Origin of the sequence: Paracoccus sp. T5, from assembly GCF_048538155.2 — a bacterium.
In the GTDB taxonomy this organism is placed as follows: domain Bacteria; phylum Pseudomonadota; class Alphaproteobacteria; order Rhodobacterales; family Rhodobacteraceae; genus Paracoccus.
This window is the reverse complement of the sequence record NZ_CM135809.1, coordinates 836,587-860,929: the sequence shown is the minus strand read 5'-3', so window position 1 is coordinate 860,929 and position 24,343 is coordinate 836,587. Positions and strand designations below refer to the sequence as shown.

Annotated in this window: 25 protein-coding genes and 1 pseudogene; 10 read left to right on the top strand and 16 right to left on the bottom strand. The window is 67.7% G+C overall.

Annotated elements, in window-relative coordinates; all coding sequences use genetic code 11:
• Positions 1 to 48: 48 nt before the first annotated feature.
• Positions 49 to 1,338 carry a crotonyl-CoA carboxylase/reductase gene (ccrA, locus tag ACNR9W_RS04305; RefSeq protein ID WP_419270657.1) on the top strand — a complete coding sequence of 430 codons (1,290 nt, stop codon included), beginning with the start codon at positions 49 to 51 and terminating at the stop codon, positions 1,336 to 1,338.
• Between the two features lie 58 nt (positions 1,339 to 1,396).
• Here ccrA and ACNR9W_RS04300 read toward each other — a convergent pair whose 3' ends face one another.
• Positions 1,397 to 1,603, bottom strand: a complete 207-nt coding sequence (locus ACNR9W_RS04300) for a hypothetical protein (RefSeq protein WP_419270655.1) — start codon at positions 1,601 to 1,603, stop codon at positions 1,397 to 1,399.
• Positions 1,604 to 1,702: 99 nt separating this feature from the next.
• Here ACNR9W_RS04300 and ACNR9W_RS04295 point away from each other — a divergent pair, with 99 nt between their 5' ends.
• Positions 1,703 to 3,235 (top strand): ATP-dependent DNA helicase, encoded by a 1,533-nt coding sequence (locus tag ACNR9W_RS04295; RefSeq protein WP_419270653.1) that lies wholly within the window; start codon positions 1,703 to 1,705, stop codon positions 3,233 to 3,235.
• 4 nt (positions 3,236 to 3,239) lie between these two features.
• On the opposite strand, the gene ACNR9W_RS04290 is transcribed toward ACNR9W_RS04295, so the two are convergent.
• Entirely contained in the window at positions 3,240 to 4,025 is a 786-nt protein-coding gene (locus ACNR9W_RS04290; RefSeq protein WP_419270652.1) for an EcsC family protein, read from the bottom strand.
• 67 nt (positions 4,026 to 4,092) lie between these two features.
• A pseudogene (locus tag ACNR9W_RS04285) lies at positions 4,093 to 4,575 on the bottom strand (GNAT family N-acetyltransferase); the annotation flags it as partial.
• Between the two features lie 113 nt (positions 4,576 to 4,688).
• Between ACNR9W_RS04285 and ACNR9W_RS04280 the strand changes: the two are divergent.
• Both ACNR9W_RS04280 and ACNR9W_RS04275 read left to right on the top strand, forming a co-directional pair.
• Positions 4,689 to 5,291 (top strand): flavin reductase family protein, encoded by a 603-nt coding sequence (locus ACNR9W_RS04280; RefSeq protein WP_419270650.1) that lies wholly within the window; start codon positions 4,689 to 4,691, stop codon positions 5,289 to 5,291.
• On the top strand, positions 5,288 to 5,821 hold the full coding sequence (locus ACNR9W_RS04275; RefSeq protein ID WP_419270648.1) for an adenine phosphoribosyltransferase: 534 nt from the start codon (positions 5,288 to 5,290) through the stop codon (positions 5,819 to 5,821). Before ACNR9W_RS04280 ends, ACNR9W_RS04275 begins: the two co-directional genes overlap by 4 nt.
• A 9-nt stretch (positions 5,822 to 5,830) precedes the next feature.
• Here the strand turns inward: ACNR9W_RS04275 and ACNR9W_RS04270 are convergent, their stop codons facing one another.
• The 10 genes from ACNR9W_RS04270 to coxB all read right to left on the bottom strand — a co-directional run bounded on the left by ACNR9W_RS04270 (position 5,831) and on the right by coxB (position 14,755).
• On the bottom strand, positions 5,831 to 7,228 hold the full coding sequence (locus tag ACNR9W_RS04270; RefSeq protein ID WP_419270647.1) for an FAD-binding oxidoreductase: 1,398 nt from the start codon (positions 7,226 to 7,228) through the stop codon (positions 5,831 to 5,833).
• Positions 7,229 to 7,241: 13 nt separating this feature from the next.
• The gene (locus tag ACNR9W_RS04265; protein ID WP_419270716.1) at positions 7,242 to 7,823 is read right to left on the bottom strand and encodes a GNAT family N-acetyltransferase; all 582 of its coding nucleotides are present in this window, start codon (positions 7,821 to 7,823) and stop codon (positions 7,242 to 7,244) included.
• Positions 7,823 to 9,031, bottom strand: coding sequence for a M16 family metallopeptidase (locus ACNR9W_RS04260; RefSeq protein ID WP_458478719.1), 1,209 nt, complete (start codon positions 9,029 to 9,031; stop codon positions 7,823 to 7,825). Before ACNR9W_RS04260 ends, ACNR9W_RS04265 begins: the two co-directional genes overlap by 1 nt.
• Positions 9,032 to 9,093: 62 nt before the next feature.
• Positions 9,094 to 10,470, bottom strand: coding sequence for a threonine synthase (thrC, locus tag ACNR9W_RS04255; RefSeq protein ID WP_419270643.1), 1,377 nt, complete (start codon positions 10,468 to 10,470; stop codon positions 9,094 to 9,096).
• Positions 10,471 to 10,480: 10 nt separating this feature from the next.
• Positions 10,481 to 11,152 (bottom strand): SURF1 family protein, encoded by a 672-nt coding sequence (locus ACNR9W_RS04250; protein ID WP_419270640.1) that lies wholly within the window; start codon positions 11,150 to 11,152, stop codon positions 10,481 to 10,483.
• Positions 11,153 to 11,232: 80 nt separating this feature from the next.
• A complete protein-coding gene (locus ACNR9W_RS04245; RefSeq protein WP_419270638.1) occupies positions 11,233 to 12,060 on the bottom strand; it encodes a cytochrome c oxidase subunit 3 in 828 nt (275 codons plus the stop codon).
• Positions 12,061 to 12,092: 32 nt separating this feature from the next.
• Complete coding sequence (locus ACNR9W_RS04240) at positions 12,093 to 12,665, bottom strand: cytochrome c oxidase assembly protein (protein WP_419270636.1); 573 nt, start codon at positions 12,663 to 12,665, stop codon at positions 12,093 to 12,095.
• Entirely contained in the window at positions 12,662 to 12,868 is a 207-nt protein-coding gene (locus tag ACNR9W_RS04235) for a hypothetical protein (protein ID WP_419270634.1), read from the bottom strand. Before ACNR9W_RS04235 ends, ACNR9W_RS04240 begins: the two co-directional genes overlap by 4 nt.
• Positions 12,868 to 13,785 (bottom strand): heme o synthase, encoded by a 918-nt coding sequence (gene cyoE / locus ACNR9W_RS04230; RefSeq protein WP_419270631.1) that lies wholly within the window; start codon positions 13,783 to 13,785, stop codon positions 12,868 to 12,870. The genes ACNR9W_RS04235 and cyoE overlap by 1 nt, the downstream gene beginning before the upstream one ends.
• A 64-nt stretch (positions 13,786 to 13,849) precedes the next feature.
• Positions 13,850 to 14,755: a cytochrome c oxidase subunit II gene (gene coxB, locus ACNR9W_RS04225; RefSeq protein ID WP_419270630.1), complete on the bottom strand. Its 906-nt coding sequence runs from the start codon at positions 14,753 to 14,755 to the stop codon at positions 13,850 to 13,852.
• Between the two features lie 209 nt (positions 14,756 to 14,964).
• Between coxB and tldD the strand changes: the two genes are divergently transcribed.
• The 6 genes from tldD to ACNR9W_RS04195 all read left to right on the top strand — a co-directional run bounded on the left by tldD (position 14,965) and on the right by ACNR9W_RS04195 (position 22,580).
• Complete coding sequence (tldD, locus tag ACNR9W_RS04220) at positions 14,965 to 16,386, top strand: metalloprotease TldD (protein WP_419270628.1); 1,422 nt, start codon at positions 14,965 to 14,967, stop codon at positions 16,384 to 16,386.
• An 80-nt stretch (positions 16,387 to 16,466) separates the two neighbouring features.
• A complete protein-coding gene (gene dprA / locus ACNR9W_RS04215; RefSeq protein ID WP_419270626.1) occupies positions 16,467 to 17,633 on the top strand; it encodes a DNA-processing protein DprA in 1,167 nt (388 codons plus the stop codon).
• A 116-nt stretch (positions 17,634 to 17,749) separates the two neighbouring features.
• Positions 17,750 to 20,461, top strand: a complete 2,712-nt coding sequence (topA, locus tag ACNR9W_RS04210) for a type I DNA topoisomerase (RefSeq protein WP_419270624.1) — start codon at positions 17,750 to 17,752, stop codon at positions 20,459 to 20,461.
• Between the two features lie 90 nt (positions 20,462 to 20,551).
• Positions 20,552 to 21,256, top strand: coding sequence for a CoA transferase subunit A (locus tag ACNR9W_RS04205; protein ID WP_419270623.1), 705 nt, complete (start codon positions 20,552 to 20,554; stop codon positions 21,254 to 21,256).
• Positions 21,256 to 21,894: a CoA transferase subunit B gene (locus tag ACNR9W_RS04200; RefSeq protein ID WP_419270621.1), complete on the top strand. Its 639-nt coding sequence runs from the start codon at positions 21,256 to 21,258 to the stop codon at positions 21,892 to 21,894. The genes ACNR9W_RS04205 and ACNR9W_RS04200 overlap by 1 nt, the downstream gene beginning before the upstream one ends.
• Before the next feature lie 86 nt (positions 21,895 to 21,980).
• Positions 21,981 to 22,580, top strand: a complete 600-nt coding sequence (locus ACNR9W_RS04195) for a hypothetical protein (protein WP_419270619.1) — start codon at positions 21,981 to 21,983, stop codon at positions 22,578 to 22,580.
• Here the strand turns inward: ACNR9W_RS04195 and folD are convergent.
• Genes folD through ACNR9W_RS04180 form a run of 3 tightly spaced genes read right to left on the bottom strand, consistent with a single transcriptional unit; the run spans position 22,577 to position 24,247 of the window.
• On the bottom strand, positions 22,577 to 23,452 hold the full coding sequence (gene folD / locus ACNR9W_RS04190; protein WP_419270616.1) for a bifunctional methylenetetrahydrofolate dehydrogenase/methenyltetrahydrofolate cyclohydrolase FolD: 876 nt from the start codon (positions 23,450 to 23,452) through the stop codon (positions 22,577 to 22,579). The genes ACNR9W_RS04195 and folD overlap by 4 nt on opposite strands.
• A complete protein-coding gene (locus ACNR9W_RS04185; protein WP_419270615.1) occupies positions 23,449 to 23,751 on the bottom strand; it encodes a chorismate mutase in 303 nt (100 codons plus the stop codon). Before ACNR9W_RS04185 ends, folD begins: the two co-directional genes overlap by 4 nt.
• Before the next feature lie 49 nt (positions 23,752 to 23,800).
• Positions 23,801 to 24,247, bottom strand: coding sequence for a MarR family winged helix-turn-helix transcriptional regulator (locus ACNR9W_RS04180; protein WP_419270613.1), 447 nt, complete (start codon positions 24,245 to 24,247; stop codon positions 23,801 to 23,803).
• Positions 24,248 to 24,343 lie beyond the last annotated feature (96 nt).

Genomic DNA, 24,343 nt, shown 5'->3' with positions numbered 1-24,343 from the left:
AAAGCACGGAAGAGAACTTTCTGCACTGCAGTATTTCAGGAGACCCCCATGGCACTCGACGCCCCGAATCAGATCGCGCCCTACGAAGCACCCGTCAAAGATCTCTATGCCGTGGGCGAGATGCCCCCCTTGGGCCATGTGCCTGCCCAGATGCATGCCTGGGCGATCCGGCGCGAGCGGCAGGGCGAGCCTGACCAGGCGATGCAGCTGGAGGTCGTCGACACGCCCAGCATCGACAGCAACGAGGTTCTGGTCCTGGTGATGGCGGCCGGCGTCAACTATAACGGGATCTGGGCGGGCTTGGGCAAGCCGATCAGCATGTTCGACGTGCACAAGCAGCCCTATCACATCGCGGGCTCGGACGCGTCGGGCATCGTCTGGGCCGTCGGCGACAAGGTCAAGCGCTGGAAGGTCGGCGACGAGGTCGTGATCCATTGCAACCAGGATGACGGCGACGACGAACACTGCAACGGCGGCGATCCGATGTATTCGCCCACGCAGCGCATCTGGGGCTATGAGACCCCCGACGGCAGCTTTGCCCAGTTCACCCGCGTGCAGGCGCAGCAGCTGATGCCCCGCCCGCGCCACCTGACCTGGGAAGAATCGGCCTGCTACACGCTGACGCTGGCCACCGCCTATCGGATGCTGTTCGGCCACGAGCCGCACGAACTGAAGCCCGGCATGAACGTTCTGGTCTGGGGCGCTTCGGGGGGCCTCGGCTCCTACGCGATCCAGCTGATCAACGCGGCCGGCGGCAATGCCATCGGCGTGATCAGCGAGGAGGACAAGCGCGACTTCGTCATGGGCCTGGGCGCCAAGGGCGTCATCAACCGCAAGGAATTCCGCTGCTGGGGCCAGCTGCCCACCGTGAACACGCCCGAATACAAGGAATGGTTCACCGAGGCGCGCAAGTTCGGGGCTGCCATCTGGGACATCACCGGCAAGGGCAACAACGTCGACATCGTCTTCGAACATCCCGGAGAGGCGACCTTCCCCGTCTCGACCCTGGTCTGCAAGAAGGGCGGCATGGTCGTCATCTGCGCAGGCACCACGGGCTTCAACTGCACCTTTGACGTGCGTTACCTGTGGATGCACCAGAAGCGCATCCAGGGCAGCCACTTCGCGCATCTGAAGCAGGCCAGCGCCGCGAACAAGCTGATGCTGGAACGGCGCCTGGACCCCTGCATGTCCGAGGTGTTCCCTTGGGCCGAAATCCCGCAGGCGCATATGAAGATGTACCGCAACCAGCACAAGCCGGGCAACATGTCGGTCCTGGTCCAGTCCCCGGTCGCGGGCCTGCGCACCTTCGAGGACGCGCTGGAAGCCGGCCGCCGCTGATCACTGCGGCAGGGGCGCCACGGGCTGCCCCTGCCCGTCCGCCGACGCGAGAACCGCGTCAGGCCTTGCGCTCGGCCTCGCCGGCATAGCGGCACTTCCATTCGCGCACCTGCTCGGTCGGATGGGTCTCCACCCAACGCGCCAGTTCGTTCTGGCTTTGCAGCATGCAGCTGAACAGCCCGTTCTGCTCCTCGAACAGCAGGCTGTGGTCATTGCACCGCTCGGGATCGCTCAGCAGGCAGGTGACGAAAAACAATTCGATCATCGCGACACTCCGTCCTCACTTGCCCCCCATCCACGCATGGGCGGGCCAAAAGGTTGCAGGGTGCTTCGCTTTCCCGCCAAGGCAGGCTAAGGGATCGGCATGAGTGCCCCCGCCCCTGCCCCGACTCTGTCCCCCGACCAGGCCGACGCATGGGATGCGCTGGCCGAGACCTTCGGCGCGGCAGGTATCGACATCATTGCAGAAGAACTGCATCCGCCCGAGTCGGGCAAAGGTCGGGTGATGGCGGTCATCGGCAAGGCCGGTTCCGGCAAGACGCTGATGCTGTCGCAGATCACCAAGGCGCTGCTTGAAGCGGGGGTCGAGCTGATCAGCCCCGACTATGAGGGCAAGAAACGCAAGGACCGGCGCAGCGTCGCGATCCTGGCGCCCACCAACAAGGCGGCCTTCGTGCTGCGCATGCGCGGCGTGCCGGCCACGACCATCCACCGCATCCTCTATACCCCCGTCTATGACCCGGAATACGAGAAGATCGCCGAATGGCTGACGGGCCAGGGCGACCGGCCGGTGATCGAGGGCCTGACCGACCTGGCGATGGACAAGGCCAAGGCCTTCTTCGACCAGCATGCCTCGATCCCCGGCGCCTTGGCGACGGCGGGCCTGCGCGGGTCGGATTTCATCCGCGGCTGGAAGCGGCGCGAGGACGGGCTGGATGTCGGGCTGATCGACGAGGCCTCGATGCTGGACGAAAAGCAGTTCGAGGACCTGCGCGAGATCTTTCCCGTGCTGGTCCTGTTCGGCGATCCCGCGCAGCTGGCCCCCGTGGGCCAGTCCGGAGAGATGGTCTTTGACCGTCTGGCCCCGGCACAGCGCCTGATGCTGAGCCGCATCCACCGGCAGGCCGACGACAGCCCCATCCTGGACCTGGCCCATGCGCTGGCCGACGACCGCCTGACCTTCGAGGATTTCGAAAGCATGATCCGGGCGGCGGCGCGCAAGGACGACCGGGTGGTCTGGGCCGAGCGCGTGGAAAGCGACCTGATGGCGCGCAGCCCCGTGCTGGTCTGGCGCAATGCCACGCGGATCCGGCTGATCCACGCCTTCCGCACCGCCTTTGGGGCGCCCGGCGACGCGCTGCTGCCCGGAGAGCCGCTGATCTGCGACGGCCTGGAACTGCCGCTGAAGCACCGCAAGAAACGCATCGACCTGGAAGCCCGCGGCCTGATCAAGGGGGCGCAGGTCGTCTATCTGGGGCCGGGCCGCAAGCCGGGGTTCTCGCGCCTGCACGTCATCGGGGCCGAGGACCCGCGCCTCTCGGCCGCCTCGATCGTCAAGATCGAGATGCCGGACGAGGCCGAGCCCTTCATCCCCTATGCCGCGCGGATGGGCGCGGCCTTCCTGCATGGGGCAGCGGTCACCATCCACAAGGCCCAGGGCAGCCAGTGGCCCGAGGTGCAGGTCTTTGGTCCCGACATCGCCGCAGCCGCCTGGTCGAACCGCAGCGAGGCCGGGATCGCGCTGTGGAAGCGGCTGGCCTATGTCGCCATCACCCGCGCGCAGGAACGTCTGATGTGGATCACCAAGGCGCGGCTGGCCCGTCCGGCCGGCCCTCTGACGACCGAGGACCTGGCGGCGCCGGTCTCTCCCCTGGCGCTGGACGCGCAGGAGGAGTGAGGGGCTAGCGGCCTGGTTGCTGACGTTCGATCGACAGGCGCAGGGCCTCGGTCAGCGCCTCGCGCGGCAGGCCGGTTTCCTGGCTCAGGCGCATGATCCCGAAATGCACCCGCGCCAGTTCCTGATAGTAGCGCGCGAAGGTGTAGTTGATCGAGGCCCCCACCACTGCGCCAAAGACCGGCGCCGCCTGCGCCGCCATCTTCTGGCCAAGGGATACCGACAGACGCGGCGCCACCTTGCTGACGAGGCCCTGCACCGTCTGCCCGGTGACCGACAGGCGCGCCGCCAGAAGGCCCAGATCGGTGCTGTCGTCATCGGCCATCGGTCCTGCGGCGGCGAAGATGCGCAGGCATTCCAGCCGCACCTCCTCGCTGTCGGGATCAAGGCCATGTTCGGCCGCGATGTCCAGCATCGCCCGCAGCAGCAGCGTCACGGTGAAGGGCAGCTCGACCAGCGCGCCGGCAAAGCCCCCCACCCCGCCCGCAGCCCCGCTGACGGTCGAGGCCAGCCGGTTGAACCAGTCCCCCCGGTCGCGCAGCAGCCGGCGGCTGCCCGAGGCGGCGCCGAAGGCGCGGGTCAGGGCCGCACGGGTGACGCTGTCCAACCGGCTGCGCACAAAGCCCGGCAGGCGCGCGATCAGCCCCTCGGCGCTGTTGCCGATCCGGGCCATGAGCGCCATCCCGGCGCCTGAGGCCTCCAGATAGCGGCGCGCCAGCCGGTCGATCTGGTCACGGGTCGCAGGATCGTTGATCGGCGGAAGAATGCGGGCGGGGGGCAGTGTCGGGGGCATGGGCAACCTCTTTCGGGTGCTCGACCGCGATGCAGCCGGTCGGATCGGTCTTCTCGGGCGGCACCTGGCTTTCGCGCTGGACCGGACCCGTCAGCCCAACCCATGCACCGGGCTTCAGTTCCAGCCCCAGGACCCGGTCCGGGTTGGTGGGCGGCGGCATCTCGACCTCATCGAGGCGCTGAAAGCCGAAACGCGAATAATAGGGCGCATCGCCGACCAGCAGGACGCGTTCACAGCCCATCCGCCGCGCCCGCGACAGGCTGTCGTGCATCAGCAGCCCGCCCAGGCCTTCGCCCTGCGCCGTCGGATGAACCGCGATCGGCCCCAGCAGCAGCACCGGCTGGCCGTCCACGCGCACGGGCCAGAAGCGGATCGCGGCCATCAGCGTGCCGGTCTGGTCGCGCAGCACCAGGCAGAGGTCGGCCACGCGGGGAACGCCGTCGCGCAGGCGATAGGACGACAGGGCGGTGCGGCCCGGGGCAAAGCACAGGTCGTACAGCGCCTCGACCTCGGTTTCGTCCGCGGGGGTTTCGGGGCAGATCTCGAACATCGCGCCTCCTATGGGTCCGGCGGCCCCTTAACATGGGTTTGCGACAGGCGGAACATTGCACCGCCGGAAAAGCGGTGGCAGGTTGAGCACGCAAATCCCCAGGAGGCCGCCACATGTTCTATCGCCCCGAAGCCGGACACGGCCTGCCCCACAACCCCTTCAACGCGATCGTGGCGCCCCGCCCGATCGGCTGGATCTCGACCCGCGGCGCGCAGGGGGACAACCTGGCGCCCTATTCCTTCTTCAATGCGGTCGCCTATGTGCCGCCGCAGGTCATGTTCGCCTCGACCGGGGCCAAGCGCGACCGACAGGGCACCAAGGACAGCGTCGCCCAGATCATCGAGACCGGGGTCTTCTGCGTCAACATCGCCTGCGGCGAGCTGCGCGATGCGGTGAACGCCACCTCGGCCCCGCTGCCCGCCGGGCAGAGCGAGTTCGAGGCGGCAGGACTGGAGGCCACCTCCTGCACCACCATCGACTGCGCACGCGTGGCCACGGCGGCGGCGGCGCTGGAATGCCGCATGACCCAGATCGTGCCCCTGGCGGGCGAGGCGAATTACGCCGTCTTCGGCGTGGTGACGGGGGTGCATCTGCGCGACGACTGCGTGGTCGAGGGCCGGTTCGACCCGCGCCCTGCCGGAGGCTGGCTTGCCCGGCTTGGCTACAAGGATTACTGCGCCGTGCAGGAGATCTTCGAGATGGAGCGCCCCGCGTGAGCCGCAGCGTCAAGGACTATGTCCGCTCGATCCACGACTTTCCGCATGAGGGGATCATCTTTCGCGACGTGACGACGCTGTTCGCCGACGCGCGCGGGTTCCGCATGGCGGTGGACCAGCTGCTGCACGCCTATGCCGGCACGCGCATCGACAAGGTGGTGGGGCTGGAGGCGCGCGGATTCATCTTGGGAGGCGCGGTGGCGCATCAGCTCTCGACAGGCTTCGTACCGATCCGGAAAAAGGGCAAGCTGCCCGGCACGGTCATTTCCGAAGCCTATCAGCTGGAATATGGCGAGGCGATCATGGAGATACATGACGACGCCCTGCGGGCCGGCGAACGGGTGCTGATCGTTGACGACCTGCTGGCCACCGGCGGCACGGCGGCAGCGGCGATCCGGCTGTGCCAGCGCCTTGGGGCGGCCGTCGTCGGCTGCGCCTTTGTCATCGACCTGCCCGAACTGGGCGGCCGCCGGCTGCTGGAAGCACTGGACGTGCCTGTCCATGCCCTGTGCGACTTCGACGGAGCCTGAGGAGGGCACCTAGGCCAGGACCGCGCCTGGGTTCATGATGCCCAAGGGATCCAGCGCCCTCTTGATGGCGCGCATGGCCGACAGGCGCGCCGGATCGCCCCACCGTTCCAGGTCCGCCGCCTTCAGCCGCCCCACGCCATGTTCGGCGGAAAAGGACCCGCCGCGCGCGACCACCATCTCGTGGATCATCCGCGACAGGTCGCGCCGCACCGGGTCGTAATCCTCGCGCACACGCCCCTCGGCGGGGAACAGGTTGTAATGCAGGTTGCCGTCGCCGACATGGCCAAAGCAGTTGATCCGCATGTCGCCCTGCGCCGCGACCATCGCCCCGGCATCCCGGATGAAGGCCGGGATCTCGGACAGGGGCAGGCTGATGTCGTGGCTGGCGATCGCGCCGACATAGCGGTTGGCCAGCGGGATGTGCTCGCGCAGCGCCCACAGGTCGGCCCCCTGCTGCCCCGATTGCGCGATCACGCCGTCCTGTACCAATCCCGCTTCGCTGGCCGCCAGGAACAGCCCCTCCAGCGCCCCGTCGGCCGACAGGCCCGCGGGCAGCCCAACCTCGACCAGCACCAGCCAGTCGGGGCGTCCGGCAAAGGGCTGGCGCAGGTCCGGGAAGGCAGTGTCCAAGAAGCGCAGCCCCTGCCCCGAGATCAGTTCGAACGCTGTGACCCCGCCTGCCATCCGTGCCTGCGCCAGCGACAGCAGGGACAGCGCGGCGGCGGGGCTGTCGACGACCAGCATCGCCACGCCCGATTCCGCGGGCACCGGCGCCAGCACCAGCGAGGCTGCGGTGATGATCCCCAGCGTCCCCTCGGCCCCGATCAAGAGGTCGCGCAGGTCGTAGCCGGTGTTGTCCTTGCGCAGCCGCTTGAGGTCATGCATCACCTCGCCCGACGGCAGCACCGCCTCGACCCCCAGGCACAGCGCGCGGGCATTGCCATGGCGCAGCACGTTCACGCCCCCCGCATTGGTGGACAGGACCCCCCCGATCTGGGCGCTGCCCTGCGAGGCCAGCGACAGCGGGAACTGCCGCCCGACCTCCGCCGCCGCCTCGCGCGCCTGGTGCAGCGTCACGCCCGATTCGGCGACCATGACGCCCTCCTCCGGAAAGATGTCGCGGATGGCGGTCATCCGCTCCAGCGACAGGATCAGCGGCGCGGGCCCCTGCGCCATGACCTGGCCGCCCACCAGGCCGGTGCCGCCACCCCGCGGAACCACCGCCACCCGCGCCTCGGCGCAGGCGCGGATGACGGCCGCGCATTCCTGGGCATCGCGCGGCGCGGCGACCAGACCCGCCTGCCCCTGGAAGCGGCCGCGCGGCTCCTGCAGATAAGACGGGGCGACTTCTCGAAGAACGCCCTGCGGCAGGCGGCGGGCCAGGGCCTGATCGGCAGAGTTCAGCATGGCGGCCCTTCCTTCAGCGGATCTCGGTCTTGCCGCGCCGGTCGCTGCGCAGGTTTGAAAACAGCACGTGGTTGCGCCATCGACCATCGATTTCCAAATAGCTCTGCGCCACCCCCTCGTACTTGAAGCCGGATTTTTCCAGCACCCCGCGCGAGGCGGTGTTTTCGGGAAGGCAGGCCGCCTCGATCCGCGACAGGTCGAGGCTGGTGAAGGCATGATGAACCAGCACGCCGATCGCCTCGCGCATGTAGCCCTGCCGCGCGTGGTTCTGGCCGATCCAATAGCCGATGGTGGCGGATTGCGCCGGCCCGCGGCGAATGTTGTCTAGGGTGATCGCGCCCAGCAGCACCCCGTCGCGGCGGACCAGGAACAGGGGCAGCCCGGTCCCCGACCTGCTGGACCGCGCGGCCCAGTAGACGCGGTTGGTAAAGCTCTTGCGAGACAAGTGGTCGGGCGACCAGGCCGGCTCCCATGGCGCCAGAAAGGACCGGCTTTCCGCCCGCAGCGATGTCCAGGCGGCGAAATCGGAATGCATGGGCAGACGCAGCACGATCCGATCAGCATCAAGCCGAAAGGGACGGCGCCGCGTCAGGATCATGCAGCAAGCCTTTCGGCCAGGGCGTCACGCGACGGCGCCCCATCCACGGGACCGTAAAGCGCCAGCGCCGGCCGGGCTTGGGCCAGCAGCGCCTCGGCATGGGTGCGTACGTCGGCGGCCGTCACCGCCGCGATGCGCTCGGCCACTTCGGCGGCATCGGGGACCCGTCCCCAGATGGCCAGTGTGCGCGCCATGCGCTCGGCCTGGGCCGAGGGGCTTTCCAGCCCCATCAGCAGGCCCGCGCGCAGCTGCGCCTTGGCACGCGCGATCTCGGCCTCGGACATGTCCTCGGCGGCGCGCTTGATCTCGTCGATGGTCAGCGTGGCCAGGTCGCCCAGGTCCTCGGCGCCGGTGCCGGCATAGATGGTCAGCATGCCGGTATCGTCATGAAAGCCCGACTGCGCAAAGATCGTGTAGCAGAGGCCGCGTTCCTCGCGGATCTTCTGGAACAGGCGCGAGGACATGCCGCCCCCAAGCGCGGAGGAAAAGATTTGGGCCGCATAGAAATCGGGCGCCAGATAACCCGGCCCCTCCAGCGCCAGCGCGAAATGCGCCTGCTCCAGCGGCTTGACATGCCGTGTCTCCAGCCCCTGCCAGCGGGCGGTTTCCCGCGGCGCCTGCGTGACGGGCTTCATGTGGCCCAGCACCTTTTCAGCCAGCCGCACGATGCGGTCGTGATCGATCGCGCCCGCCGCGGCCACGACCATCTGCCCCGGCCCGTAATTCTCGGCGACAAAGCCCGCCAGATCGGCGCGGCCGAAGTGGCTCACGCGCTCGGCCGGGCCCAGGATGGTGCGGCCCATCGGCTGATCGGGATAGGCGGCCTCCTGCAGCCAGTCGAAGATGATGTCGTCGGGTGTGTCCAGCGTCTGCCCGATCTCCTGCAGGATCACGCCGCGCTCGACCTCGATCTCACGCGGGTCGAAGACCGGGTTCAGGACGATGTCGCTGATCACGTCAAAGGCCAGATCGACGTCATCCTCCAGCACGCGGACGTAATAGGCCGTCGCATCGCGGGAGGTATAGGCGTTGATATAGCCGCCCACATCCTCGATCGCCTCGGCGATCTGCAGCGCGCTGCGGGTCGCGGTGCCCTTGAAGGCCATGTGCTCCAGGAAATGGGCAATGCCGTTCTGTTCGGCCCGTTCGTTCCGGCCCCCGGCACTGATCCAGATGCCCAGGGCGGCGGAATGCAGGCCCGGCATCTGGCGGGTGACGACGGACAGGCCGTTCGGCAGGGTGGTCAGGCGCGGGGTGGGGTCTTGGCTCACTGGGTTCTCCGGTCAAGGATCAGCGACTTAAGCGCCTCGACGTCATTTTCAACCCGCGTCACGCGTTCGGGAAGGTCGAACAGGTCGGCCATGTGCGGCGGCAGGCCGGGGCGGATGCCGATGGCGCGTTCCACCGCATCGGGGAACTTGGCCGGATGGGCGGTGGCCAGCGTGACCATCGGCACGCCGGGTTCCAGATGGCGCTGTGCCACCGCGACACCCACGGCGCTGTGGGGGCACAGGACCTCTCCGGTCCGGTCGCGCATGTCGCGGATCGTCTCCAGCGTCTCCTCCTCCGAGACGCGGCCCGAACGGTACTGCTCGCGCAGCGCCTGAAGCGCGCCTTGGCTGATCGTGAAGCCGCCGGCCTTCAACTCGTCCATCAGCTGCGCCACCGCGCCCGCGTCGCCGCCATAGGCCAGGTACAGCGCGCGTTCGAAGTTCGAGCTGACCTGGATGTCCATCGACGGGCTGATCGAGGGTTCGACCGTGCCCACGCGGTATTCGCCCTGGCTCAGCGCGCGATGCAGGATGTCGTTCTGGTTCGTCGCCACGATCAGACGGCGGATCGGCAGGCCCATCTGGCGCGCGATCGACCCCGCAAAGATGTCGCCGAAATTGCCTGTCGGCACGCAGAAATCCGTGGGCCGCATGCCCAACGACGCGCAGGCGGTGAAATAATAGACGATCTGCGCCACGACGCGGGCCCAGTTGATGCTGTTCACGCCCGCAAGGCCCACATGGTCGCGGAAGGCGTGGTCGTTGAACAGGTCCTTGAGCCGCGCCTGGCAGTCGTCGAAATGCCCGGTCACCGCCAGCGCATGGACATTGGCGGCCGGGGGCGTGGTCATCTGGCGACGCTGCACCTCGGACACGCGGCCATGCGGATACATGATGAAGACGTCGACATTGTCGATGCCGCGGAACGCCTCGATCGCCGCCGACCCGGTGTCGCCCGAGGTGGCGCCCACGATCGTGATCCGCTGGCCGGACCGCGTCAGGGCGATCTGGAACAGCTGCGCGATCAGCTGCATCGCGAAGTCCTTGAAGGCCAGCGTGGGGCCGTGGAACAGCTCCAGCAGATGATGGCCCGGGGCCAGCTGCACCAGCGGCGCGCGGGCATCGTGGCTGATGCGCGCATAGGCCCGGTCGATCGCGCCGCGCAGTTCATCGTCGGTAAAGCTGTCGCCGGTGAAGGGCCGCACCACGCGGAAGGCGACCTCTTCGTAGGAAAGGCCGTCCAGCTGGTCCAGGCCCGGCAAGGTCGGGATCGTTTCCGGCAGATACAGGCCCCCGTCGCGCGCCAGCCCCGACAGCATGGCCTGTTCAAAGTTCAGAACCGGGGCCTGGCCCCGCGTCGAGACGTAACGCATCGAAATTCCTTCAGTAGCTGCGCTGCCTGATACGCCAGATCAGCGCCAGTGTCATCACCGCCCAGGTGGCCGCGATCAGGAACCATTGCACGGCATAGGACAGGTGGTTGTTGGGGATGCCCTCGACAGCGACCGGGATCGGCTCGGCGCCCTGGTTGTCGCCCTGGATGAAGCTGGCAACGACCAGGACCGGCTCGGTGTCCAGTTCCGCGGCCATCGCCTCGACGTCGCGGGCGAACCAGATGTTCTCGTCGCGATTGGGCGCGGGGGTCGAGCTGCTGGCGTCTTGCGGCCAGTGCAGGTTGCCGCGCACATCCAAGCGGACCGGCGGGCGCCCGACGCGGCGCGCCTCCTGCGGCACGAAACCCCGGTCCAGCAGGATCGCGCGGCCGTCGTCGGTGACGAAGCGCGACACGATCTGATAGCCGGCCCCCTGGCCGCGGGTGTGCGACAGCACGTCGATCTCGGCCCCGGTCGTGGTGCCGCTGACGGTGACGGGCAGGTATTTCATCGACGGGTCGACCTTGGCCGGCAGCGGCACCGGCTCGGCCAGGATGCCGGTCCGGATCTCCTCCAGCATGCCTTCCTTCCAGTCGCGGCGGTCCAGCTGCCACAGGCCCAGTTGCACCAGGATGGCGCAGCCGACGATGCCGAGGATCAGCGGAAACAGGTAACGGCGCATGACACGCTCCGGGTCGCGGGAAGGGCAACGAAAAACGCGCGGAGGTGGCCCCCCGCGCGCTCTGGTTCCAGGTAGGTGGATCAGCTGCCCCAGACGTAGATGACGGCGAAGAGCACCAGCCAGATGACGTCGACGAAGTGCCAGTACCAGGCTGCGGCCTCGAAGCCGACATGCTGGTTCTGGGTCATCTGGCCGCGCATGAAGCGCACCAGGCAGACAGCCAGGAAGATCGTCCCGATGATCACGTGCAACCCGTGAAAGCCCGTGGCGATGTAGAAGGCCGCGGCATAGGCGGTGTCGGCCAGGCCGAAGGCGGCGTGGCTGTATTCATAGGCCTGCAGCCCGGTGAAGAAGAGGCCCAGGACCACCGCGACGGCCAAGCCGTTGATCGCGACCTTGCGGTCGCCCTCATGCGCCCAGGCATGGTGTGCCCAGGTGACCGCGACGCCCGACAGCAGCAGGATCAGCGTGTTGATGAAGGGCAGGTGCCAGGGGTCGAAGGTCTCGATCCCGACGGGCGGCCAGACGCCATCGACGATCGGGCTTTCCTCGCCCATCGGATAAAGGGCGTGCTTGATGAAGTTCCAGAACAGCGTGACGAACAGCATCGCCTCGGACATCACGAACAGGATGAAGCCGTATTGCAGGCCAAGCCGCACGACGGGCGTGTGATCGCCCGACTCGGCCTCGCGGACCATGTCGGCCCACCAGGCAAAGCTGACATAGCAGGTCGCGACAAAGCCGATGGCGAACATCCAGGGACCGGTAATGGCCGCACCCATCAGCGTGACCTCTCCGGTCATCCAGGCAACCGCGCCATACAGCATGACGAAAACCGCCACCGCCGCGAGGAAAGGCCAGACAGAGGCCGGAAGAATATGGTAATCGTGGTTCTTAGCGTGCGCCATGTCGGATCCCCGTCGGCTCCCTCGAATTCGTCTTAGTTGATGGTCTCGGCCGGAGCCACGTCAAGCGCAGCGCTGCGCGGCTCGGTCCGGTGGAAGGTATAGGACAGCGTGATGTCGCGAATATGCCCGGCATCGCTGTCGCGCACCAGTTCGGGATCAACATAGAAGCTGACCGGCATCTCGACCCGTTCGCCGGGCTGCAGCGTCTGCTCGGTGAAGCAGAAGCACTGGACCTTGATGAAGTAATAACCCGAGATCTCGGGCGCGACATTGTAGCTGGCCGTTCCGGTCAGCGGCACGTCGGAATTGTTCACCGCCTCGTAGAAGGCAAGGCCGCTTTCGCCGATCTTCAGGTCCATGCGCGTCTGCATCGGGCGGAAGGTCCAGTCTAGGTTCGGATCGGTATTGGCGTCAAAGCGGACGCGCACGACCTCGTCCAGCACCTCGTCCGAGGCCGAGGTCGCCACCTGGGTGGTCCCGCCAAAGCCGGTCACGCGACAAAACCAGTCGTAGAAGGGCACCGCCGCCCAGGACAGGGCGCCCATCGTCAGGACGACCCCCACCAGCATGGCCACGGTCCGTCCCTGGGGGCTGAGGCGCCTCATTGTCCGCCCTCCCCCGCCGGTTCGGGCAGCGGCGTCAGCGAGACGCGCGGCTGGTGGTCGAAGGCTTCCATCATGTCGCCCTGCTGGACCTTGACCACGGTCAGCGCAAAGACCAGCGCGACAAAGCCGATCAGGACGATGCCCAGCCCGACGTTGCGCGAGCGGCGGCGAGAGTGAATTTCATGTTCGGGGCGAAGTGCCATCACCAACCTCCCATCCAGCCCTGCACCAGCAGCGCCAGGAAATGCAGGAACAGATAATAGAGCGACAGCTTGAAGACGCGCTTTTCCACCGCGTAGCCATCGGCGACCGCCTGGTCCTCGGACCGGCGCAGGATCTGCCAGCCGCCGCGGATGAAGGCCGCGTTCAGGACGACCGCAACCGCCATGTAGAGCGGCCCGCCGATCGAGGTCAGGCCCAGCCAGATCGCGAAGGGCGCCAGGACCAGCGTATAGGCAAAGATGTGGCGGCGGGTGGTGGGACGGCCGTGGGTCACGGTCAGCATCGGCACGCCCGCCTTGTGGTAATCCTCCTTCATGAACAGCGCCAGCGCCCAGAAATGCGGCGGCGTCCAGAAGAAGATCAGCGCGAACATCAAGAGCGATTCGATGCTGATGCCGCCGGTGGCGCAGGCCCACCCGATCATCGGGGGGAAGGCGCCGGCCGCACCGCCGATCACGATGTTCTGCGGCGTCCAGCGCTTGAGCCAGATCGTGTAGACCACCGCATAGAAGAAGACGGTAAAGGCCAGGAACCCGGCCGCGAACCAGTTGGCCACCAGCCCCAGCATCATCACCGAGATCAGCGCCAGAACGATGCCCAGGCCCAGGGCCTCTCCGCCCTCGACGCGACCGGAGGGGATGGGGCGGCTCTGGGTGCGGTTCATGACCGAGTCGATGTCGCGGTCGTACCACATGTTCAGCGCGCCGGAGGCCCCGCCCCCAAGCGCGATGAACAGGATCGAGCAGAATGCGATGAACGGATGGACGTCGATCGGCGCGACCCACAGGCCCACAAAGGCCGTGAAGACGACAAGCGACATCACCCGCGGCTTGAGAAGGGCGACATAGTCGCGGAACTCGGCCTCGGGCGCACCATCGTATGCGTTGATATCGGTCATCGCACCTTCAATCGGTTGTCCAAAGGCGGGCCGGCAGGATGCCGACCCTGCCCGGGTCTTCGGTTCAGTCGGCGCGGGCCAGGGTCACCTCGGCCGCGGGATCCAGGCTGGCGGTCTGCGGCTCGGCCTCGCCCAGGGTGCCGCCCTGCTCGGCGATCCAGGCCGCATAGACCTCGGGGCTGACCGCCTTCACGACGATCGGCATATAGGCGTGGTTGATACCGCACAGTTCGCTGCACTGGCCGAAATAGACACCTTCCTGCTCCACCTTGAACCAGGCCTGGGCGATGCGGCCGGGAACGGCGTCCTGCTTCACGGCAAAGGCCGGGATGGTCCAGGAATGGATCACGTCGCTGGCGGTCACCTGCATCAGGACGGTCTGTCCCACGGGCACCACCACGGCCGTGTCGGTCGCCAGCAGATACTCATCCTCGGAATAGCCATATTCGGCCAGATCTTCCTTGGGCAGCATCAGCGAATCGAAGGCCACGCCATTCTCGGGGTATTCGTAGGACCAATACCACTGGTTGCCGATCGCCTTCACCACGACGTCGGGATCCTCGGGCATTTCCTGGCTGCGGAACAGGATTGGCAGCGAGAAGGCCCCGATGGCGACCAGGATCAGCACGGGCCCCAGGGTCCAGCCGATCTCCAGCGCGGTGTTGTGGGTGAACTTGGCCGGGACCGGGTTCGCACGCTGGTTGAAGCGGAAGATCACGATCAGCAGCAGCGCACAGACCAGGATGGTGACGACCGTGATGATGATCAACACGAAGTGGTCCAGCCACTGCTGGTCCCGCGCCAGTTCCGTCGCGGCCGGCTGAAAACCCGTTCCGGCCGGAACCGGCTTGCCGATTGTGGGCAGGTCGCCCAGTACGTCTTGTGCCATGGCAGTTCCGGCCAACATGCCCGCCAACGCGAACCCCGTAGCTGCCGCGACTCCACGGCGAATCATCGCTCTTGCCATCATTCCATCCCGTTGCGTTGGCCCGGCCCGAATGGCCGCAGGGGCCGCCGGGAGGCTGCCCCTTTTCCTTTCACAGTGACCGTTCTATGACCATATCTCGCCCTTACGGGCAAGTCATACCTACCGCATTTCCGGTCAAAGAAGGAACGCGACCCGCTGCCGCGCCCGGCGTGCCGGCCCTCGTCGCCGCCCAGACCCGTCAGGAGCCCTGCATGAGCCGCCAGCCCTTCGATCCCTTTGCCCAGCATCTGGACCGCGACCGCGCCCTGTCGATCCTGCGCGACGCGGTGCAGGGCGCCGATGACGGAGAACTGTTCCTGGAACGCAGCCAGTCCGAGTCGCTGGTCTTCGACGACGGCCGGCTGCGCAACTCCAGCTTCATGGCCAGCCAGGGCTTTGGCCTGCGCGCGGTGCGCGGCGAAGTGACCGGCTATGCCCATTCGACCGAAATGACCGAGGCTGCGCTGCGCCGCGCGGCCGAAACCGCCCGCCTGGCCGTGGGCCAGGGCGGGGCCGTCCTGGCGCAGCCCTCGGCCATGCAGCCGCTGAACCTCTACCCGGCGATCGATCCGGCCGAGGGCATTTCGATCGCGCGCCGCATCGCGCTGCTGCGCGAGATCGACGCCTATGCCCGCGCCCTGGACCCGCGGGTGGTTCAGGTCACCGTCTCCATGGGCAGCGGCCTGCAGGAGGTCGCGATCCTGCGCCCCGAAGGCGGCCTGGCCACCGATGTCCGGCCGATGACGCGGCTGAATGTCGCAGTCATCGTGGAAAACAACGACCGCCGCGAAAGCGGCAGCGCCGGCGGCGGCGGACGTCACGCGCTGGAACTGCTGCTGCAGCCCGGCCACTGGCAGGATTTGGTGCAGGAGGCGCTCCGCATCGCGCTGGTGAACCTGCGTTCCGTCCCCGCGCCGGCGGGGGTGATGGACGTGGTGCTGGGACCGGGCTGGCCCGGCATCCTGCTGCACGAGGCCGTGGGCCACGGGCTGGAGGGCGACTTCAACCGCAAGAAGGCCAGCGCCTTTGCCGGGCTGCTGGGCCAGCGCGTCGCCTCGCCCGGCGTCACCGTGGTCGATGACGGCACGATCCCCGACCGCCGCGGCAGCATCAACATCGACGACGAGGGCACCCCCCCTGCCCACAACGTGCTGATCGACGACGGCATCCTTGTCGGCTACATGCAGGACCGCCAGAACGCGCGCCTGATGGGCGTGGCGCCCACCGGGAACGGGCGGCGGGAAAGTTTTGCCCATGTTCCCATGCCCCGCATGACCAACACCTACATGCCCTCGGGCGATGCCGAGCCCTCGGCGATCCTGGCCGACCTGAAGGACGGGATCTATGCTGTGGGCTTCGGCGGCGGCCAGGTCGACATCACCAACGGCAAGTTCGTCTTCAGCTGCACCGAGGCCTATCGCGTCCGCAACGGCGTCGTCGGCGACCCGATTCGCGGCGCCACGCTGATCGGCGACGGCGCCACCGCCCTGCAGCAGGTCCGGGCGGTGGGCAGCGACATGTCGCTGGACCCCGGCATCGGCAATTGCGGCAAGCAGGGGCAATGGGTGCCCGTGGGCGTGGGCCAGCCCACGCTGCTGATCGGCGGGCTGACGGTGGGCGGCTCGGCCGCGTGACGCAGGGCGCCCGCCATCGGGGGTAACCAGTTGTTAACCCCTACCGGGTTATCCGTGGGATCGGATCACACGGAGGCACCATGGACAGCGCACCGGCCCGCCGCGACGCCCCCGTCCGCGACGCGGATGACGATCTCAGCGTTCTGCGGCTGATCCGGTCCCGCCGCGTGGGGCCCGCCACCTTCCACCGGCTGCTGGCGGAACACGGTTCGGCCCGCGCGGCGCTGGAGATGCTGCCCCGGATCGCGGGGGCGGCCGGCATCACCGACTATCAGCCCTGCCCCGAGGGCGTGGCCGCGGCCGAACTGGCGGCGGGCCGGCGCGCGGGGGCGCGGCTTTTGCGCATCGACGATCCCGCCTATCCCGACAGCCTGCGCCAGATCGACGGCGCGCCGCCAGTCCTGTGGGTGCGCGGCGATCCCGCCTGGCTGTCGCGCGACGTGATCGCCGTGATCGGCGCGCGCAATGCCTCGTCCCTGGGGCTGCGCATGGCGCGCGGCATGGCCGCGGGCCTGGGCGAAGCTGGCCTGACCGTGGTGGCGGGCCTGGCCCGCGGCGTCGACACCGCGGCCCATAACGCGGCGCTGCCGACAGGCACGATCGCCGTGATGGCGGGCGGCGTCGATGTCATCTACCCGGCCGAAAACGCCGTTCTGGCCGCACAGATCGCGGATGTGGGCGCCCTGGTTTCCGAGCAACCGCCCGGCACCGAGCCCGCCGCACGGCATTTTCCCACCCGCAACCGGATCGTGTCCGGCCTGTCGCGCGCCGTGGTGGTGATCGAGGCCGCGCATCGGTCGGGCACGCTGATCACGGCACGAAACGCACTGGACCAGGGCCGCGAGGTGATGGCGGTGCCGGGTCATCCGATGGACGCACGCGCCTCGGGCTGCAACGCCCTGATCCGGGACGGCGCCACGCTGGTCCGCAGCGCCGCGGATGTGGCGGATGCGCTGGATGCCGCAGGCACGGCCCCGCGCCTCCGGCAGGTTGCCCCGGCAGGCGAAATGCCCCGCCATCCCGCGATCACGGCCCGCCCTGCCGCCGCCATTCAACCTTCCGACACCAGCGCCCCGGTCCAGCTGGAGGGGCGCATCCTGTCGCGTCTTGGCCCCTCTCCGACCGAGGAGAACGACCTGATCCGCGACCTGGGCGTGCCCGCTTCGGTGGCCAGCACGGCCATCCTGTCGCTGGAGCTGCAGGGTCGTGTCACCCGCCTGGCCGGGGGGCGGCTGGCGCTGTCCTAATGCCGCGCCCCTGCCCCGGATGGACGGGCCGAGGCGGGTCGCGCCTGTCACCACCCGTTGACAGTGCGCCGCCCGGCACCCATGTTGCCGCCCCATTGCAGCTGTCCGAGGTCCCCATGCCCGTCGTCGTCGTCGAATCCCCGGCCAAGGCCAAGACCATCGAGAAATATCTCGGCGGCGACTACCGCGTTTTGGCCAGCTTCGGCCATGTGCGGGACCTGCCGCCCAAGGACGGCAGCGTCGATCCCGACCATGAATTCGACATGAAATGGGAGGTCGCGGCCGACAGCAGGAAGCATCTCAAGGCGATCAAGGACGCGCTGAAGGACGACCAGAACCTGATCCTGGCCACCGACCCCGACCGCGAGGGCGAGGCGATCAGCTGGCACCTGCTGGAGGCGCTGGCACCTGCGCTGAAGAAGGGCGCCGAGGTGAACCGCGTCACCTTCAACGCCATCACCAAGGCCGCCGTGACCGAGGCGATGGCCCGGCCCCGCCAGATCGACCAGCCGCTGGTCGATGCCTATCTGGCGCGCCGGGCACTGGATTACCTAGTCGGCTTCAAGCTGTCGCCGGTCCTGTGGCGCAAGCTGCCCGGCGCGAAATCGGCGGGCCGGGTGCAGTCGGTCTGCCTGCGCCTGATCGTCGACCGCGAGATGGAGATCGAGGCCTTCAAGGCCCGCGAATACTGGTCCGTGCATGCCCGCCTGGCCACGCCCGGTGGCGACGAATACGACGCGACCCTGGTGTCGCTGGCCGGCAAGCGGCTGGAGCGGTTCGACCTGGCGACGGCCGAACAGGCCGCCATGGCCGTAAGCGCCGTGGCCAGCCGCGAATTGAAGGTGGCCTCGGTCGCCGCGAAACCCGCCAGCCGCAATCCCTGGCCGCCCTTCATGACCTCGACCCTCCAGCAGGAGGCCAGCCGCAAGCTGGGCATGGGCGCCAAGGCCTGCATGTCGGCGGCGCAGCGCCTTTATGAGGCGGGGCTGATCACCTATATGCGGACCGACGGCATCGACATGGCGCCCGAGGCGGTGATGGCCGCCCGCGATGCGATCAAGGCCAAGTTCGGCGAGAACTATCTGCCCAAGTCGCCGCGCATGTACAAGAACAAGGCCAAGAACGCGCAAGAGGCGCATGAATGCATCCGGCCCACCGACATGATGATGTCGACCGACCGCCTGAAGCTGAATGCCGACGACCAGCGCAAGCTTTACGACCTGATCTGGAAGCGGACCATCGCCAGTCAGATGGAGGCCGCGCGGATGGAGCGCACCACGGTCGAGATCGCCAGCCCCGACAACCAAGTGGGCCTGCGCGCGACCGGCCAGGTGATGCTGTTCGACGGCTTCCTGCGCGTCTATGACCAGGGCCGCGACGACGACGAGGGCGAGGATAGTGCCCGCCTGCCGGTGATCGCCGAGGGCGAGGCCGCGCGGCTGGTCGCCAAGTCCTTCGAGGCCGAAATGGCAAAGGCCCGCGAAAAGGGCGGCGAGGCGATCAGCGCGCCTGCCGGACAGCGCGGCGCGCCCGGCATGCTGGCCGATGACGGAGCCCGGGTCGCCGCCCGCCAGCACTTCACCCAAGCCCCGCCCCGCTATACCGAGGCGACGCTGGTCAAGCGGATGGAAGAACTGGGCATCGGCCGCCCCTCGACCTATGCCAGCATCGTGACGACCATCCAGGACCGGGAATATGTCCTGAAGGACAAGAACCGGCTGATCCCCGAGGACAAGGGCCGGCTGGTCACGATCTTTCTGCTGAAATACTTCCCCCGCTATGTCAGCTATGACTTCACCGCCGACTTGGAGAACGAGCTGGACGAGATCAGCGCCGGCGACCGCCTGTGGCGCGAGGTTCTGGGTCGATTCTGGAAGGATTTCTCGAAGGCGCTGGAGGGCACGTCCGAACTGCGCATCACCGAGGTTCTGGACGCCATCGACGAGGCGCTGGCCCCGCATCTGTATCCGCCGCGCGCCGATGGCGGGGACCCGCGCGAATGCCCGCTGTGCGGACAGGGCCGGCTGAACCTGAAGACCGCGCGTTCGGGCGGGGCCTTCATCGGCTGCACCAACTATCCCAAATGCCGCTATACCCGCCCCCTGTCTGCCCCCGACGGCGAACAGCCACTGGGCGACCGGGTCCTTGGCGAGGATGCGGGCGATCCGATCAGCCTCAAGACCGGGCGCTTTGGCCCCTATGTGCAGCGCGGCGAGGCGACCGAGGAGAACCCCAAGCCGCCCCGCGCCTCGATCCCCAAGGGCTGGGATGCCGCTGCCTTGGAGCTTGAAAAGGCGGTGCAGCTTCTGGCCCTGCCCCGCCCAATCGGCCCCCACCCCGAGGATGGGGTGCTGGTCGAGGCCGGGATCGGGCGCTTTGGCCCCTATGTGAAGCACGGGTCGAAATACGCCAATATCGCGGATGTGGACGAGGTCTTCACCATCGGCATGAACCGCGCGGTCGAGGTGCTGGCCTCCAAGCAGACCCGCGGCCGGGCGGCGGCCGCCGCGCCGCTGCGCGAGATGGGCGATCATCCCGACGGCGGCGCGATCCAGGTGATGAGCGGGCGCTATGGCCCCTATGTCAAATGGGAAAAGGTGAACGCCACCCTGCCCCGCGACGTCACGCCCGAGGATCTGACGCTGGACCAGGCGCTGGAACTGATCACGGCCAAGGCGGCGAAATCGCCCAAGAAGGCCGCGAAAAAGCCCGCGGCCAAGAAGGCGGCCGCCAAGCCTGCAGCCGCGAAGACCGCCAAGGCCAAGGCCAAGGCCAAGGCAAAGCCTGCCGCGAAAGCCGCCAAACCCAAGGCCGCGCCCAAGGAATAGGGCGCCGCGGCAGAACATCGCCGGCGCCGATTGACAGGCGGCGCAGGCCCCCTACTGTGCAGGCGCAGAAACACGCAGAGGGGGAGGCCGATGAAAAAGGTCTATGGCAGCGCGGACGAGGCGCTGGAGGGATTGCTTCATGACGGGATGTTCATCGCGGCGGGCGGCTTTGGCCTTTGCGGGATCCCCGAGCTTCTGATCGACGCGCTGGTGGCGTCGAAGGTCAAGGACCTGACCATCGCCAGCAACAATTGCGGCGTGGACGGGTTCGGCCTGGGCAAGCTGCTGGACACGCGCCAGATCCGCAAGATGATCAGCAGCTATGTCGGCGAGAACGCCGAGTTCATGCGCCAGTACCTATCCGGAGAGCTGGAGCTGGAGTTCAACCCCCAAGGCACCTTGGCCGAGCGCATGCGCGCCGGCGGCAGCGGCATCCCCGGCTTCTACACCAAGACCGGCGTCGGCACCGTCATCGCCGAGGGCAAGGAGGTCAAGAACTTCGACGGCCAGGACTATGTCCTGGAGCGCGGGATTGTGGCCGACCTGTCCATCGTCAAGGCCTGGAAGGCGGATGACACCGGCAACCTGGTCTTCCGCAAGACGGCGCGGAACTTCAACCCGCCCGCCGCGATGTGCGGCCGCGTCTGCGTCGCCGAGGTCGAGGAGATCGTCCCGCGGGGCAGCCTGGACCCCGACCTGATCCACCTGCCGGGCATCTATGTCCACCGGATCATCCAAGGCACGCATGAAAAGCGCATCGAACAGCGCACCACCCGCAAGAAGGAGGCCGTCTGATGTCCGACGCACCGAAAGGCTGGGACCGCAACCAGATGGCCGCCCGCGCCGCGCAGGAACTGCAGGATGGCTGGTACGTGAACCTGGGGATCGGCATCCCGACGCTGGTCGCGAACTATGTGGGTGACAAGGACATCACCCTGCAGTCTGAAAACGGCATGCTGGGCATGGGCCCCTTCCCGTTCGAGGGTGAGGAGGATCCCGACCTGATCAACGCCGGCAAGCAGACCATCACCGAACTGCCGCGCACGTCCTATTTCGACAGTGCCACCAGCTTTGGCATGATCCGCGGCGGCAAGATCGCGGCGGCGATCCTGGGCGCGATGGAGGTCTCCGAGGAAGGCGACCTGGCAAACTGGATGATCCCGGGCAAGCTGGTCAAGGGCATGGGCGGCGCGATGGACCTGGTCGCGGGCGTGGGCCGCGTGATCGTGGTCATGGACCACACGAACAAGGCCGGCGAAAGCAAGGTGCTGAAATCCTGCACCCTGCCCCTGACCGGCAAGGGCGTCGTGGACCGGATCATCACCAATCTGGGCGTTCTGGACGTGGTGCCGGGCGGCCTGAAGGTCGTCGAGACCGCGGAGGGCGTCACCGAGGACGAGATCCGCGCCGCCACGCAGGCGACCCTGGTCTGACCGGAGTCGACACAAGACAACGGCGGCGGGGCGCGGGTCCCGCCGCCTTCCTATATCTCAAGGATATCCCGAACAAGATGACGGCAATGGAACAAGAGCCTCCCGACGGCGCATGGGACGCGTCGCAGATCCAGGAGCTGTTCACCGATGCGGGGGGCAGGTTCCTCTGCGCCCGATGGGGACGTCCGGTGGCGCCGGTGATCTTCGGGCTGGAAGATGCCAGCCTGGACATCTTTCGGGCCGCGATCCGGTCGGGTTTCGCCCATGCCGGCCATCCGATGGCGGACACCGACCCCGAGACGGGCGCGAACCTGATGCTGTTCTTCGTGCGCGACTGGACCGAGCTTTCGGCCCTGCCCGATCTGGACCGGCTGACGGGGCTGGACGATCTGCCGCGGCGGCTGTCGGGACAGGCGGCGGACCAGTACCGGCTGTTCCGCTTTGACGACCGCGGCGGCATCCGCGCCTGCCTGACCTTCCTGAACATGGGCGGCGCCTTGGGCAAGGCGCATCCCGGGCGGCTGGCCGAGAAGGTGATGATGCAGTCGGCGCTGACCTTTGCGCGCGAAATCGGCCCCTCGGCGTCCCTGGCGGCCCTGATCCGGGCGGCCTATGACCCGGTCCTGCCATTGGCCACGACCGAGCCCGCCCATGCCCTGCGGCTGGCCGCGCGGCTGATGCTTTAGGGGGTCAGGCCCTCGGGATCGGGCAATCCGTGGATCCGGGCCGTGGCGGTCAGCGTGTTGGCCAGCAGGCAGGCGATAGTCATCGGGCCGACGCCCCCCGGCACCGGGGTGAAGGCCCCGGCGACCTGGCTGGCGCCCGCGTGATCCACATCTCCGACCAGTCCGTCCTCGGTCCGGTTGATGCCGACGTCGATCACGGTCGCGCCGGGCTTGATCCAGTCCCCCTGCACGAAGGACGGACGCCCGACAGCCGCCACCAGGATATCGGCGCGCCGGCACAGCTCCGGCAGATCCTCGGTCCGCGAATGGGCGATCGTGACGGTGGCGCTGTCGCGCAGCAGCAGCTGTGCCATCGGCTTGCCGACGATGTTGCTGCGCCCGATCACCACCGCATTCCGGCCCGCCAGCGACCCCAGATGGTCGCGCAGCAGCATCAGGCACCCCAGAGGGGTGCAGGGCACCATCGCCCTCTGGCCGGTGGCCAGGCGCCCGACGTTCAGGATGTGAAAGCCGTCCACGTCCTTGTCCGGCGTGATGGCGTTGATGACGGCCGCCTCGTCCATATGCGCGGGCAGCGGCAGCTGCACCAGGATGCCGTGGACGGCGGGGTCCTCGTTCAGCTTCTGTATCAGCTCCAGCAGCTCCTGCTGGCTGACCTGCTGGGACAGGCGGTGCTCGAAGGAGGCCATGCCGACCTCGCGCGTCATGCGGCCCTTGGAGCGGACATAGACCTGACTGGCCGGATCCTCGCCTACCAGAACCACCGCCAGTCCCGGCGTGATCCCCTGCCCTGCCAGGGTCGCGACCTCGGCCGCGATGCGGCTGCGCAGGCGGGCGGCAAAGGCCTTGCCGTCGATGATCTGGGCGGTCATGGGCGATCCTTGTTCAGTTGGCGTTCTTCCTGGGCGATGGCGGCCTCGATCAATTGCCGCCAGAGGCGGTCATAGAGATCCGGGTCCAGACCGTGGGCCTGCGCATGGCGCCGGACATTCGCCACCACCTCCTCGACCCGGTCGTCGATGCGGGCGGGCATGCCGTTGCCCGCCTTGATCTGCGCCGCGCGGTCAATCAGGGCGTGCCGCTGTGCCAGCAGCGCCATCAGGCGGGCGTCCAGCGCGTCGATTTCCGCGCGCAGGGAGGGCATGTCGGGAATGTCTTCGATCTTGGTCATCGCCCTAGACCAATGCACCGCGCAGCGCAATTTCGCAAGGGGAGCAGGGCTATTCCGTCATCGACCCGGTCAGCGAGCAGCGCAACTGCGCCAGCATCTGTTGAAGCCGGATCGCGCCTTCCATGTCCAGACCGGTGGCGCGCATGATGCAGTCATGAAGGTGATCGGACCGCGCCTCGAGGTCACCGCCCTCTCGGGTCAGGGACACGATCACCCGTCGCTCATCCCGCGGGTCCCGGCGGCGCGTCACAAGCCCCGCAACCTCCAGACGCTTGATCAGCGGGGTCAGCGTGCTGCTGTCCAGCCCAAGGGCGGTGCCGATCTGTCCGATGCTTTGATTGTCGGAGGGCCAGAGGGTCATCAGCACCAGGTACTGCGGATAGGTGAGGCCCAAAGGGTCAAGAAGCGGCTTGTAGACCCGCCCGAACGCCAGGTTCGTCGCATAGACGTCGAAACAGAGCATGGCCCCCAAGGGCGAAGCGGTCTTCTTTTCCATAAGCCCATACATAAATTGAGCGCCTCAGGTGCACAAGCCGTTTGCCGAACCAAAGAGTTCATATTTGTTTTGTTTCAACGACAACCGGCAATATAC

What these genes read in the sequence shown, in the direction of transcription:
- ccrA (WP_419270657.1), top strand. Translation starts at nt 49, where the DNA reads ATGGCACTCGACGCCCCGAATCAGATCGCGCCCTACGAAGCACCCGTC.
- ACNR9W_RS04300 (WP_419270655.1), bottom strand. Translation starts at nt 1,603, where the DNA reads ATGATCGAATTGTTTTTCGTCACCTGCCTGCTGAGCGATCCCGAGCGG.
- ACNR9W_RS04295 (WP_419270653.1), top strand. Translation starts at nt 1,703, where the DNA reads ATGAGTGCCCCCGCCCCTGCCCCGACTCTGTCCCCCGACCAGGCCGAC.
- ACNR9W_RS04290 (WP_419270652.1), bottom strand. Translation starts at nt 4,025, where the DNA reads ATGCCCCCGACACTGCCCCCCGCCCGCATTCTTCCGCCGATCAACGAT.
- ACNR9W_RS04280 (WP_419270650.1), top strand. Translation starts at nt 4,689, where the DNA reads ATGTTCTATCGCCCCGAAGCCGGACACGGCCTGCCCCACAACCCCTTC.
- ACNR9W_RS04270 (WP_419270647.1), bottom strand. Translation starts at nt 7,228, where the DNA reads ATGCTGAACTCTGCCGATCAGGCCCTGGCCCGCCGCCTGCCGCAGGGC.
- ACNR9W_RS04260 (WP_458478719.1), bottom strand. Translation starts at nt 9,031, where the DNA reads ATGCCGGGCCTGCATTCCGCCGCCCTGGGCATCTGGATCAGTGCCGGG.
- thrC (WP_419270643.1), bottom strand. Translation starts at nt 10,470, where the DNA reads ATGCGTTACGTCTCGACGCGGGGCCAGGCCCCGGTTCTGAACTTTGAA.
- ACNR9W_RS04250 (WP_419270640.1), bottom strand. Translation starts at nt 11,152, where the DNA reads ATGCGCCGTTACCTGTTTCCGCTGATCCTCGGCATCGTCGGCTGCGCC.
- ACNR9W_RS04245 (WP_419270638.1), bottom strand. Translation starts at nt 12,060, where the DNA reads ATGGCGCACGCTAAGAACCACGATTACCATATTCTTCCGGCCTCTGTC.
- ACNR9W_RS04240 (WP_419270636.1), bottom strand. Translation starts at nt 12,665, where the DNA reads ATGAGGCGCCTCAGCCCCCAGGGACGGACCGTGGCCATGCTGGTGGGG.
- ACNR9W_RS04235 (WP_419270634.1), bottom strand. Translation starts at nt 12,868, where the DNA reads ATGGCACTTCGCCCCGAACATGAAATTCACTCTCGCCGCCGCTCGCGC.
- cyoE (WP_419270631.1), bottom strand. Translation starts at nt 13,785, where the DNA reads ATGACCGATATCAACGCATACGATGGTGCGCCCGAGGCCGAGTTCCGC.
- coxB (WP_419270630.1), bottom strand. Translation starts at nt 14,755, where the DNA reads ATGATGGCAAGAGCGATGATTCGCCGTGGAGTCGCGGCAGCTACGGGG.
- tldD (WP_419270628.1), top strand. Translation starts at nt 14,965, where the DNA reads ATGAGCCGCCAGCCCTTCGATCCCTTTGCCCAGCATCTGGACCGCGAC.
- dprA (WP_419270626.1), top strand. Translation starts at nt 16,467, where the DNA reads ATGGACAGCGCACCGGCCCGCCGCGACGCCCCCGTCCGCGACGCGGAT.
- topA (WP_419270624.1), top strand. Translation starts at nt 17,750, where the DNA reads ATGCCCGTCGTCGTCGTCGAATCCCCGGCCAAGGCCAAGACCATCGAG.
- ACNR9W_RS04205 (WP_419270623.1), top strand. Translation starts at nt 20,552, where the DNA reads ATGAAAAAGGTCTATGGCAGCGCGGACGAGGCGCTGGAGGGATTGCTT.
- ACNR9W_RS04200 (WP_419270621.1), top strand. Translation starts at nt 21,256, where the DNA reads ATGTCCGACGCACCGAAAGGCTGGGACCGCAACCAGATGGCCGCCCGC.
- ACNR9W_RS04195 (WP_419270619.1), top strand. Translation starts at nt 21,981, where the DNA reads ATGGAACAAGAGCCTCCCGACGGCGCATGGGACGCGTCGCAGATCCAG.
- folD (WP_419270616.1), bottom strand. Translation starts at nt 23,452, where the DNA reads ATGACCGCCCAGATCATCGACGGCAAGGCCTTTGCCGCCCGCCTGCGC.
- ACNR9W_RS04185 (WP_419270615.1), bottom strand. Translation starts at nt 23,751, where the DNA reads ATGACCAAGATCGAAGACATTCCCGACATGCCCTCCCTGCGCGCGGAA.
- ACNR9W_RS04180 (WP_419270613.1), bottom strand. Translation starts at nt 24,247, where the DNA reads ATGGAAAAGAAGACCGCTTCGCCCTTGGGGGCCATGCTCTGTTTCGAC.